Below are 12439 nucleotides of genomic sequence, written 5' to 3'. Positions count from 1 at the left end.
GGTTGGCAAAAACGCTCTCAGTGCAGGGCCATTGTCAGCAGCCCCTGCTGCCCCAGCAACACCTCCCGCAACAGGGTAACCAGGCCCACCCAAACCACAGGGGCCATGTCCACACCTCCCAGAGGCGGGATCAGGCGACGGGTCGGGCGTAACAGAAACTCCGTCAGGCCGACCACCAGCGAGTAGGGCAACCGGGAAGTATCCAGTTGTGGATACCACGACAGAAAGATGCGCAGCACAAACAGGAGGGTGTAGAGCGCCAACAGTGGGCCAAGCACCCAAGAGGTGAGAATTGGCAGCATAGGTTACTCAAAGAACAGGTTTACTGGTGGCAGTTCTCTCCATTCTGCTCTAATTGGGAGGGTCTGCTGGAGTCCAGAGATACCTCGGGGAATGCAGGCGCTCGGCCCAAGTCAAACCCCAACTTTTTTAAACTTTAACCCTCTTCCCGAAAATGGCCTTACCGGCGGGGCAGCAACAGTTAAAGACTAGCGTCATAATGGACGTATCTTGCTGGACTGCAGGCAGGGATCCCATGCAAGGAAAACTACAAGAGATCGATATCCGCAGCATCCTTCAGCTCATCGAGCTGGGCCAGCGCACCGGTGAGCTTTTTGTAGAGGCCAGCCCCTCTGTCTACTGGTTTGTCTTCTTCCTGAATGGGCGGATTATCTACGCCTCTGAAACCGAAGGGAACATTGCCCGCCTCAGAGACTATCTGCACCGCTTCAAGCTGGAAGCCGCCCTGGAGGAAATTCAAATTCCCCACAAAGCCGCGGTCAACGCCCCCGAATACAACCGCCTCTGGTCTTTGCTGGAAAGCCACAAGCTCAACCCCAACCAAGGCAAGCAAATCCTGCTGGGCATGGTGCGGGAAGTCCTCTTCGACCTGCTTAGCCTCCACCACGGCTCCTTCATTTTTGAGGCCGGATCCCCCCTGGCCCCCCAGTTGACCACCTTCCCCGTTACCCCCCTGCTCACCGAGATCGTAGCCCAAGTGCAGGAGTGGAAAAAGCTGCACCCCTACATCCAAGCTCCCAACCAAGCTCCCACCATTGTCAACCCCCTGCCGCTCCAGCAAAACCTGCCCGCCCCCGTCTTCAAAGCCCTGAGCGAGTGGTCAGACGGCAAAACCAGCATTCGCCAGATGGGTCGCTACCTGGGTCGAGACACCCTCACAGTGGCCAAGGCCATCTATCCCTACGTCCGCCAAGGGGCCATTCAACTGTCCGAGCCCGTCTTGATCGCGGAGCCCAAGCCCAGCCGTCCCCTCAAACCCAGCGATAAGCCCAGCCACATCCTTTGCATCGACGACTCCATGGCCATCCAAAAAACCGTAGAGTTCATCCTGCAAAACGAGGGCTACCAGGTCACCACCATCGGCAATCCTCTCAAAGCCTTGGGACAGGTGTTTCTCCTCAACCCAGATATGATCCTCTGTGATGTGGCCATGCCCAAATTGGATGGGTATGAGCTGTGCGCCATGTTGCGCAAATCCAGCCAGTTTCGCGAAACCCCCATGATCATGCTGACCGGCAAGGATGGCTTCACCGATCGGATTAAGGCCCGCATGGCCGGAGCGAACGAATTTTTGAGCAAACCCTTTGCGGAAAAGGAGTTGTTGACCATTGTCGAATCCTACGTGGGCCCTCCCCCCAAACGGGGCGGTGGCGAATAGGCGTTGGGGTAGCCAAAATGTTGGCACAGAAGACTGTGGGCGGGGTACTGGACAGAAGAGTGGCCTCACCGAAACAATAGGGGTAGCATGGCTGACTTGGAGCCATGGAGCCGGGTGAGGTTAGAAGGCGAAATCTCAGTCAAAGCAGCCCGACGGTTGCGCGGGAGTGCAAAAGGAGCAAGACGGCGATGAGCAAAGTGCTGGTGGTGGATGACAGCCGTACCTACCTGGAGACCATTTCCAGCTTGCTTTCCGAGAACGGTTTGGAAGTCTCCACAGCAACAGACGGCGTAGAGGCAATGGAGTGCATTCGCCAGCAGAAGCCTGATGTGGTGGTGCTGGATATTGTCATGCCGCGCATGAACGGCTACGAGGTATGCCGGGAAGTGAAGGGGGATGAAAGTACCAAACACATTCGCATCGTCATGTGTTCCACCAAAGACCAGACCTTTGATATCGAGTGGGCCAGGCGCAACCAGGCGGATGCCTATGTAACCAAGCCCTTTAAGCCCCAAGAGCTCCTGGCGACCATCAAACATCAATTGCGGGAGATGAATCGGAAATGAGTCGCGTTTTGGTGGTGGAAGATAGCCAATCCCAGCGGGAGATGATCAGCAAGCTGCTGCAGGAAAACGGCTTCGAGGTGATGACTGTGGAAGACGGGGTGGAGGCCGTAGAGGCGGTGAAGCAAAACAAACCCGACCTGATCGTGCTGGACATCGTCATGCCGCGCATGAACGGCTATGAGGTGTGCCGTCTTCTCAAGGCCGACCCTCTCACCCAAAAAACGCCCATCGTCATGTGTTCTTCCAAGGGCGAAGAATTTGACCGCTACTGGGGGATCCGCCAGGGAGCGGATGCCTACATTGCCAAGCCTTTCCAGCCCCAGGAACTGGTGGGTACGATTAAGCAATTACTGAGAGGCTGAGAGCTGCCCCTTCTGCTTCCACGCCTTTCGGTAGGTCCTGAGAACGACTCTGCGTTTTAAGCAGGGAGGGGGGCGGGATCAACAGTCCACAAGACTATCCATGCGGGGGAGCATCATGCTGGGGGATCTGGATTTATTGATGGGGGATGAGACCCAAGAGTTGCGGGAGATGGAGGCTCCCGAAGGTGAGCTATTCCTAAAGTTCAAGATTGCCACCGGGGAGGAATTTGCGCTGCCAGCGGTATCGGTTGTGGAGGTGATGAGCATTGGCCCAGAGAAAATCACCCCCATGCCCAATGTGGCCCCAGTTTTGCTGGGCACGCTGAATTTGCGGGGCGAGATCATCTGGGTTGCAGACCTGGGGCAATTTTTGGGGATCAGCCCGCCCCTGAACATCGACCGAGCCGAGATTCCTGTGGTGGCCGTGATGGATCAACAGGATTTGCTCATGGGCTTGGCTGTGGATTTAATTGTAGGCATGGAGTGGCTGAAGACTGAATTGGTGCGGCCTGCCCTCACGGCTCCTGAGTCCATGGCTCCTTTTTTGCGAGGGGAATGGGTGGTGCCCGGAACGGGATCGCGCTTGCCATTGCTGGATCAGTCGGCCATCCTGCGATCCAATCGTTGGGGTTGACAGACGGCCCCCTGGGAGCTCAGCGGGAGGAAAGTGTATAGTTCCTATCAAAGATCCAAGCTAACTCCAGCCACAATGGGGAAAGTTGGACCAAATCTATCCCCTACCGATGCGTGTCGAGGCTGTTGAGGGTAAGCCCTGAGACGGCGGCAGAAAGGCCCACTCTTGCTTGACTGAATGTGGAAAAGGGGGGATAGCCTGCATCCATGGGGTTTTGAGGTGTTGGGGGCGTTCCGTTTGCATCTGTGTTGACGCGTGAACAGAGGTAGGCAAGCAGTGAAGGGAGGATCCATGGTTCCGAGCGCGAACAGTCAGAGAGACTACACCGATGCGATGGCCGCCTTTTGGCAGGGAGACTACGTCCGGGCGGTGCGGTTGTTCAACCAAGTGGCCGCTGCTGAACCGCAAGATACTGCTGTCAAGCTGCTGCTGGCTTTGGCACAAAAACAAGCTGGGCAGTTGTTGGAAGCTCGCCAAACCTACAACACCATTTTACAAACAGCCAGTGATCCCGATGAGCTGGAGTCGGCCCGGAAGGGTCTAGAAGAGCTGTTGCAAATGGCACCGGAGCTGGCGGATCTTCCCGATTCCCCAGAAGCGGACGAGTTTCGCTCTCCAGATGAGTTTGCCCGTGGGTCGGATGCCTTTTCGGAAGAGGCTTTCTCTGCTCCCGATCCCTTCTTGCAGTTCGAGGAGATGGGGGAAGAGGAGGCGGATCCCTTTGCTCAAGATCCGTTTCCGCTGGAGGCGGACAGCCTTAGCGGCGATGGCGAAGTCTTCATGGGAGAAGAGAGATTCAGGGATCCCTTGGAGACCGGGCTGCAAATGCCGGAGGCTGATCCGCTGGGTTTATCTCACCCGATGCCGACCCATTCTCGGGTAACACCACCGGCCACCTCGCGACGGGTAGGCTCGGAAGAGGGCGGGCCTCAAACCGATCCGGTGGTCGAAGATGACTTTGCCTTCCTCAACGAGTTCGATCGAGAGCATCTGGAAGCCCTAGAAGGCGACTCCGACTCCATTACGCAGTTGGCCGGCGATGCCGATTTTCCCGATGAGATGGGCTTCTCCCTGCCCGGTCTTGAGGAAGAGGAAGGGGGATCCCTGGAAGAAGGCCTGCCGACCGAATTGGCTGCCCCCATGAGTGAGCCGATCCCCGCTCCCGACGAAGATACTGCCAGTCCCAGCCCTGGTCTTTTCGATCTTGACGAGCTAGACAGCCTGGATCGCGAACTTGCCGGCATGGATGGCGGTGAGCCGGTGGGGGCCTTCCGCCCAGATGAGGGGGCGACCGGGGGGATGAGCCCAATGGCGGAGACCGGTAGCGGAGCGGCCCAAGTTCTGCTGCCCACGGCCTCCCTCCCTATTCCCAGTGTAGGTGAACAAGGGGCAAGAACCTCTGCCGGGATCGCCAACCGACCGATTGGGGATCGGCAATTGGCCATAGCGCTTATCCAAGGAGCTGTGAGTTTGGCTGCCGGCTTGGCGATTGGCCTTGGGATCCCGGCCAATGGGGGAGCTCGCTTGATTGCCGGGGTGATTGGAGGCGGGCTGATCGGCACAGGAGCAGGGGTTATCCTCGGGGCCAGCAGTGCCAAACAAATTCGCTCCACCGCCCAAGAGCTGGCCGGCCACTTTGCCGCCTTGGCCCAGGGGAATTATTCAGTACGAGCCACAGCCAACACCCACGATGAGCTGGGGCGCTTGGCCGACAGCTTTAACCAGATGGCGGCTGCCCTTGAAGCCAACTTCGCCGAACTGAGCCAGCGGGCTGCCGAGCAAGGGCAAGCTAAGGAAGACCTACAGCGCCAGGTGATTCGCCTGCTGGACGACGTGGAAGGGGCTGCCCGTGGAGACCTGACGGTGCGGGCAGAGGTGACTGCCGACGTGCTGGGGGCTGTGGCCGACTCCTTTAACCTGACCATTCGCAGTCTGCGAGACATTGTCAGCCAGGTGAAGCGGGCCGCCGCCGCCGTGAACGATGCCGCCTTGCAGAACGAGGACTTTGCCCGCAGCCTCTCTGCCGACGCCTTGCGCCAGGCGGAGGAGATTTCCAACTCCCTCAACTCCATTCAGGAGATGACGGACTCCATTCAAGAGGTGGCCAGCAACGCCCGCGAAGCGGCCAACGTGACTGCCCAAGCCACAGAAGCAGCCGCTCGGGGTGGAGAAGCTGTGGATCGCACGGTAAGTGGCATCCTGGAAATTCGCGAAACCGTGGCAGAAACCACCCGCAAAGTGAAGCGATTGGCGGAATCCTCGCAGGAAATTTCCAAAATTGTGGCTTTGATCTCTCAAATTGCCTCGCGCACCAACCTGCTTGCCCTCAACGCCAGTATCGAGGCGGCACGAGCCGGGGAATCGGGACGGGGCTTTGCCATCGTGGCCGATGAGGTGCGACAACTGGCCGACCGAGCTGCCAAAGCCTCGAAGGAGATCGAGCAGATCGTGTTGCAGATTCAATCGGAAACCGGCAACGTGATGACGGCTATGGAAGAAGGCACCCAACTGGTGATCGAGGGGACGCGGCGGGCCGAGCAGGCCAAAAACAGCCTGGACGAGATTATCGAGGTCAGTCGCCGGATCGACGAGTTGGTGCGGGCGATCTCTCAGGCCACCGTGCAACAAACGGAAACCTCTCGCTCTGTGGCGCAGGTGATGCAATCGGTGGAGTTGACCGCCAACGAGACCTCTAAGGAGGCGCAGAAGGTGGCAGCTTCGCTCCAACAGTTGGTGAGCATCGCCCGCGAGTTGCAAACTTCTGTCGGTCGCTTCCGGGTTGGGGATGAATGAGCAAATTTGCTGTTTTGAGGGCATTCTAGGGGCAAGGATCCCCATGAAGGAGAAGTCCCCGCTCTTCAATGGCAGTGGGATCCCCCTGTTGCAACTGTTGGCCGGACTTTTCGCCCAGGCGAGCCTCACCCTGTCCGGTCTGTTATTACTGAATGAAAACTTGTGGGCTGTAGGAAGGGCCTCCTGCCATGAATGAAGAAGCACAGAAGCGGATCCTCAGTTATTTCATCGAAGAAGCCCGCGACCACTTGGCAACGATTGAACAAGTGCTCCTCAGCCTGCGGGACAGCATGAGCGATCCCGAGCTGATCAACGAGCTGTTCCGAGCTGCTCACTCCATCAAGGGGGGAGCTGCCATGCTGGGCCTCACCAGCATCCAACGGACGGCCCACCGCATGGAAGATTTTTTCAACATCTTTCGCTCTCGCCCAGGCGGAGTGCCCGTCGATCAGCACCTGGAAACCCTGCTGCTGCGGGCCTTTGATGGGCTTTCGATGTTGTTGGAGGAGCTGCAGAGCCCCCGCGGCCTCACCCAGGAAGTCAGCAACACCACCCTGGCGGAACTGGAGCCGGTTTTTCAAGAGACCGAAAGGCACATTCAAAATCTTCTCGGCGAGGGCCCTGTCTCAGCTCCCGTCTCGCCGCCGGCGGTTCGCACCCTGCAGCAGGACATGGCGGAGGTGGTGCCGCAGCAGTTGCGCCAGATGCTGGAGCTGTTTAAACAACGGGATCAGGCAGATGTCCGAGAGCGTTTGGTGGCGGCGAACGCCGTTCTCAAGGAGATCGGGCAAGTCCATCATCTGGCGGGCTGGCAACAGTTGACGGAAACCTTCGAGCAAGCCCTGGGCAACCCCGATGCCGACCTGCGAACTTTGGCTTTGGTTGCCTTGCGGGATTTGAAGCAGGGACAGCAGCTCATCCTAGACGGCAAGGCCGAACAGGTTGCCCCTTCTTCAGAACTGCAACAATTGGCTCGCCCTGCCGCCCCTCCTGCCCCGCCGGATCCCCTTGAGGTGGTGGTGCATCAGCAGATCCCGGCCCTGCTGCGCCAGATGCTGGAGCTGTTCAAACGTCCTGACGACCCGGCCACTCGACCGGCTCTGCAAGCTCTGGCCCAATCTTTGCAGGATTTGGGGCAATCTTCGGCTCTGGAACTGGGAGGCTGGACAGACTTGACCCGCTTGGTGGGCGAGATTTTGGCGGATCCCAGCCAGGATTTGCGGCAGTTGGCCCTGCCGGTGCTGCGAGATCTGAAGCAAGCCCACCAGGCTCTGGCCAATGGAGCGGCAAACACCATTCAGCCCTCGGCTGAGCTGCTGGCTTTCCGCCCTGTTCCGGCAGCCCCTGAAGAGCCAGAAGTCCCTGAGCCCTTCGAGCTTGGTCTGGCTTGGGAGTCTGAGGCAGAGCCGCTGTTCCCCCAACCCGAGGAGGGTGCCTCGGAGGATTGGGCTGTGGCTGCTGGGATCCCTGCGGAGGAAGGCGCTACCCCCGATCTGAGCTGGGAAGCGGTAGCCCTCGCCGAGACATCCTTTCAAGAGGATGAGCCCGGAGCTGCCCTGTCGCCGGAGCAGGAGAGCGCAGAGGCAAGCGGAGATCTGGCGGCGGAACAGCCCTCATCCCTATGGGAAGTGGGCACTGCTGAGGACTCCGTCCCGCTGGCGGGAACAGATTCAGAGCACCGATCTGCTCCCGCGGAAGAGGGGGATCTGGATCTGAGTTGGCCAGGGATCCGAGCCGAAGCGGCTTGGGAGGAAGACTGGAGGACAGCTGCCGTGCCGGCAGAAAGCCCAGAAGAGGACGGGCAGGGAGCTGACTTGGCCTCTGTTGCGGACGACTTCGGTCGCGTTAGCGGAGCGGAGCTCTATGCCACTCCCTTGGATCTGGAGGAAGAAGCCACCTCAGCCTTTGACGAGCTGTTTGCCAACGCAGAAGCGCTATCCGATATCGAAGAGTTCCCAACGGAGCTGATCCCCTCCTCTCCTGAGCCCCTCTTGCAGACCTTTGAGGATCTGAGCCCAAGGTTGGATGAGGAGAGAGCTGAGGCCGATCTGGCGGAGCTGTTTGCCGAAGTGGTGGGTGAAGGGGCAGAGGGGTTTGTCTCTGCTGAGCCTGCCTGGGATGCTGAACAGGAGCCGACTGCCCAGAGCGTTGCTGCGGAAATGGGCGAGGGATCCGGCTTTGTCCCAGACGAAGCCGCAAGTGCCGGGGTAGAGGCCCTATTTGAGCTGGAGGAACTTCCCGTAGAGAGTGCTTTCCGGCAGGAAGGGTCTCAGCTTCCGGACTTGGAGGCCGTTCCCGCTGGTGAGCCGGAGGCCGATCCTTGGGCGGCTGAACCGTCCCCACCCCTTCAGGAAGCCCTTGAGGATGGGGAAATCGCAGCAGATCTCTGGGCTGAATTTTCCGCGGATATCCAGCCGGAGGATTTTTCCATCCCAGCAGATTATCTGGCAGAGTCGGGATCCGACGAGGTGGGATCCTCAGAGTTCGCCGGCTCTGCTGCCTTCGATACTGCCGAAGACAGCCTGGAGAGCTTTTTTTCCACCCCTGCGGCAGAAGCCGATCCGGCTTGGTCGATGCCGGAAGCAAGTGAACCTTCCGTATTTTCTTTGGACATTGCCGAGGCTGAGCAGCTTGGGGATCTCGCTGTTGGCGAACCCTTCCCCACGTTGGACGAGCTTGCCTCTCTACCCGACATGGCCAATGAGCCGAGGGAATCGCCAATTCCAGACTTCGGAGCCGAGCTGAGCCTAGGGGATCTCTTCGCCGGCGAGACCCTCGAGGAGGCGTCCGATGGGGACTCCATCCCCCTGACCCAATCAGCAGCCGGGGACACAGCAGAAGCCCAGGAGTGGGCGCTTCTGGAGGATCTGTTCCCGGTCCAGGAGGAGTCTTTCGCAGACCTGCAACCCACGGCTGAGGAGGCAGTCGCCCCTTCCCCCGAGCTCTCCTTCGACCGTCTCGATGCCCTATTCACCCAGGAATCCGACCCAGAAGAACTGAGCCTGGGGGCCAGGGGATCCCTCTCGGCCATGGATAGCGACAGCCAGGTGGATCTGGATGAGTTGAGCCAGTTCTTTGCAGAAGGGGAAGCGCCCCAAGAAGAACCCCCCTTGGATCTTGCCACCTTCCTGGAGGACACAGAAGCTTTGCAAGCGAGCAGCCTGGCGGAAGTGCCCGTGTCTGAGCCAGAGCCGCCGGTTGCCGCACTGGAGGAAGAAAATGCCCTCCAGCCTGCGGAGGACGATCTGGAAAGCCAGTTGGCCAGCCTGTTTGCAGAGGATGAATCCTTAGCCGTTCCTGTTGGCGAGGCCGAGACCCCAGAGGAAGAGGCGCTGGAAGCTGCTCCGGCTCCCCGTTTGGACGATTTGGCCGCCCTCTTCGACGCTGCCGAGCCGGCGGTAACCCCTGAGCTAGAAAAGGCTATCGCCCCCCTTGTGGGATCCCCTGCAGCCGCGAGCGGCGAGGCTGCTGACGACTTTGCAGCCCAGCTGGAATCGCTCCTGGGCGATCTCGAGGTTCCTGCCCAAGCACCTGCCGCTGCTCCTACACCTTCACCATCTGTTGCTGCTCCCGCTCCGGCGGCAACTGGGCCGACTTCACGGCGAACTGCTGCCCTCAGCAACCCTGTGATGCGGGTGGAGGTGCGCCACCTCGACTCCATCAACAACCTGGTGGGAGAGTTGGTGGTCATCCGCAACAGCATGGAGCAAAACCAAACCCGTCTGCGCCAGTTTCTGGATGGCCTGTTGGGCCGTGTGCAACAGCTAGGGGATCTGGGCCAGCGCATGCGGGATCAGTATGACCGCTCCTTGCTGGAATCGGCTTTGTTCTCCAGCCGCAGCAGCTCAGCCTATGGCGGCACGGTAACGGTGGGCTTCGGTCGAAATGGGGAGGGGTCCAGCCGAGGAAGGCGGAGTCATTCCTCCGGCCAAGAGTTCGACAAGCTGGAGATGGATCAGTTTACGGCCTTCCACGCTCTGGCCCAGGAGATCATTGAGCTCATCGTGCGGGTGCGCGAGTCCTCCTCCGACATCGAGTTTGCCGTGGATGAGGCCGAGCAGATCACCCGCCAATTCCGGCAGGTAACCACCCAACTGCAAGAGGGCCTGAACCGGGCGCGCATGGTGCCCTTCTCGCAAGTTGCCGATCGGTTGCCCCGCGCCATTCGGGATCTCTCCATCAAAACGGGCAAGCAGGCCAGCCTGGTGGTGGAAGGCCGTGACACGCTCATCGACAAGGCCATCCTGGAGGAGCTCTATGACCCCATGACCCACTTGGTGAACAACGCCCTGGTACACGGGATCGAGACCCCTGAGGAGCGGCGGCGGGCGGGCAAGCCCCCTGAGGGCAAGATCACCGTCAAGGCCTTCTATCAGGGCAACCAAACCATCATCATCGTCTCGGACGATGGCGCCGGGATCCCGGTGGAGAAGGTCAAGGCCAAGGCCCAAAGGCTGGGGCTGCTGTCGGAGCAAGCCGACGAAGACGAAGTGTTCAACGTTCTCTTCCACCCCGGCTTCAGCGTTCGCGAGGCCAGCGAGGTGGACGATCTGGCCGGGCGGGGGGTTGGCTTGGATGTGGTGCGCCGCAACATCACCGATCTGCGCGGCAGTATCCAAGTGGATTCTGTGCGGGGCAAAGGAACCACCTTCACCATCCGCCTCCCCCTCACCCTGAGCATCTCCAAGGCCATGGTGTGTGTCAGCGACAAAGCCCTGATCGCCTTCCCCCTGGATGGCGTGGAGGAGATGCTGGATGTTCCTGCCGACGAAGTTCAGCCGGATGAGCAGGGGCGGCCCTCGATTCTCTGGCGGGATCAGCGCCTTCCCTTCCAGCCCCTCTCGAATCTGCTGGCCTACAGCCGCAGCCACAGCCGCAGCCGTTCTGAGGTGTACAGCATCACTCAGGATGAGGGCATCATTCCCATTGTCATCCTGCAAAGTGCCGGCCAGTATGTTGCCCTGCAGGTGGACAGCTTCGTGGAAGAGCAGGAAATCGTGATCAAGCAACTGCGCGGGCCTGTGCCCAAGCCGCCGGGCATTTCTGGGGCAACGGTGTTGGGGAACGGGCGGGTGCTGCCGATTGCCGACATCATCGAGCTGGTGGACATAGCCCACGGTCGCCGTCGGGATCTCAACCGCTTCTGGCTGGATCACCGGGATGAGGAGCCGACCCCGGAAGAGGTGCGTCAGACCACGGTGCTGATCGTGGACGACTCGATCACCGTTCGGGAGCTGCTCTCGATGTCTTTCCAGAAGGTGGGCTACCGGGTGGAACAGGCGCGGGATGGCCAGGATGCCTGGGAAAAGCTGCGCGGCGGCCTGCCCTGCGACCTCATCTTCTGCGACATCGAGATGCCGCGGATGGACGGCCTAGAACTGCTCACCCGCCTGCGGGAAGACAGCAACTTCAAGCATCTCCCGGTTGCCATGCTCACCTCGCGGGGGGCAGAACGGCACCGGCAAACAGCACGGGAGCTGGGAGCAACTGCCTACTTCACCAAGCCCTATCTGGAAGAGGAGCTGCTCAGCGCTGCTGCCCGCATGTTGAGGGGGGAACAGTTGTTGGCGCCCAACCCAACTTCCTAATCGCGACAGCGGTGCAGTTCCCGTTCAGTGTGGCGCAGCAACATAGGGTGCTGTAGGCATGGCACTCTCCCATCAGCGGGTGCCGAACAGGCGATCCCCTGCATCTCCTAGGCCGGGGAGGATGTAGCCGTGCTCGTCTAGGCCATCGTCTACAGCAGCGGTATAGATTGGCACATCTGGGTTCTGTTCGTGGAAATACCGGATCCCTTCTGGGGCGGCCACCAGGCAGATGAAGCGGATCGACTGGGGTCGGGTTTGGCGTAGGCGCGCTACAGCCGCTGCTGCCGAATGGCCGGTGGCCAACATCGGATCCACCACCAGCACCTCACGATCTTCGATATCGGTGGGCACCTTGAAGTAGTACTCGATGGGGATCAGGGTATGGGGATCCCGATATAGGCCGATATGCCCCACCCGTGCTGATGGGATCAGCTCCAGCATGCCGTCGAGGAGCCCTTGGCCGGCCCGCAGGATGGAGACAAGCACCAACTTTTTCTCTGCCGCCAACATCGGCGCCAACATTGGGGCCATCGGGGTTTGAATGGGCTGTAGCTTGAGGGGCAGATCGCGGGTCACCTCGTAGGCCATCAAGAGGCTGATCTCCCGCATCAGCGCTCGGAAGTCGGCGGTTGTAGTTTCAACACGGCGCATGAGGCTGAGCTTGTGCTGCACCAGAGGGTGATCGATGGTAATCACCTGGGCCACCATGCTGTGCTCCTGAAATAATCGGGATCCCGTGATGGATGCCAGAATAGCAGAAGCGCTTGTCCCCCCGGTGGGCCGAAGGCTCTATCTGCTTGCTGTTGTCAAGGGGAGTA

At 59.9% G+C, this 12439-nt stretch carries 8 protein-coding genes; 6 read left to right on the top strand and 2 right to left on the bottom strand.

The annotated features are described in order from the left end of the window. Positions 1-17 precede the first annotated feature (17 nt). Positions 18-302, bottom strand: a complete 285-nt coding sequence (locus ACVWZJ_RS10730; RefSeq protein WP_011433534.1) for a YggT family protein — start codon at positions 300-302, stop codon at positions 18-20. Between the two features lie 233 nt (positions 303-535). On the opposite strand from ACVWZJ_RS10730, the gene ACVWZJ_RS10725 reads away from it, so the two are divergent. The 6 genes from ACVWZJ_RS10725 (at position 536) to ACVWZJ_RS10700 (ending at position 11621) form a co-directional block, all read left to right on the top strand. Further along, complete coding sequence (locus tag ACVWZJ_RS10725; protein ID WP_011433533.1) at positions 536-1678, top strand: response regulator; 1143 nt, start codon at positions 536-538, stop codon at positions 1676-1678. 188 nt (positions 1679-1866) lie between these two features. After that, the gene (locus ACVWZJ_RS10720; RefSeq protein ID WP_011433532.1) at positions 1867-2244 is read left to right on the top strand and encodes a response regulator; all 378 of its coding nucleotides are present in this window, start codon (positions 1867-1869) and stop codon (positions 2242-2244) included. After that, positions 2241-2606: a response regulator transcription factor gene (locus tag ACVWZJ_RS10715; protein WP_011433531.1), complete on the top strand. Its 366-nt coding sequence runs from the start codon at positions 2241-2243 to the stop codon at positions 2604-2606. The genes ACVWZJ_RS10720 and ACVWZJ_RS10715 overlap by 4 nt, the downstream gene beginning before the upstream one ends. A gap of 115 nt (positions 2607-2721) precedes the next feature. Then, positions 2722-3240 (top strand): CheW domain-containing protein, encoded by a 519-nt coding sequence (locus ACVWZJ_RS10710; RefSeq protein WP_011433530.1) that lies wholly within the window; start codon positions 2722-2724, stop codon positions 3238-3240. Positions 3241-3531: 291 nt separating this feature from the next. Continuing rightward, positions 3532-6033 carry a methyl-accepting chemotaxis protein gene (locus ACVWZJ_RS10705; RefSeq protein ID WP_457396028.1) on the top strand — a complete coding sequence of 834 codons (2502 nt, stop codon included), beginning with the start codon at positions 3532-3534 and terminating at the stop codon, positions 6031-6033. A 188-nt stretch (positions 6034-6221) separates the two neighbouring features. Next, positions 6222-11621, top strand: coding sequence for a response regulator (locus tag ACVWZJ_RS10700; RefSeq protein ID WP_457396026.1), 5400 nt, complete (start codon positions 6222-6224; stop codon positions 11619-11621). A gap of 72 nt (positions 11622-11693) precedes the next feature. On the opposite strand, the gene upp is transcribed toward ACVWZJ_RS10700, so the two are convergent. Further along, on the bottom strand, positions 11694-12329 hold the full coding sequence (gene upp, locus ACVWZJ_RS10695; protein WP_414329961.1) for a uracil phosphoribosyltransferase: 636 nt from the start codon (positions 12327-12329) through the stop codon (positions 11694-11696). Positions 12330-12439 lie beyond the last annotated feature (110 nt).

Source organism: Thermostichus sp. OS-CIW-29 (assembly GCF_054058195.1).
Note: the sequence above shows the minus strand (reverse complement) of the source record. Positions and strands in the feature narration are given on the sequence as shown.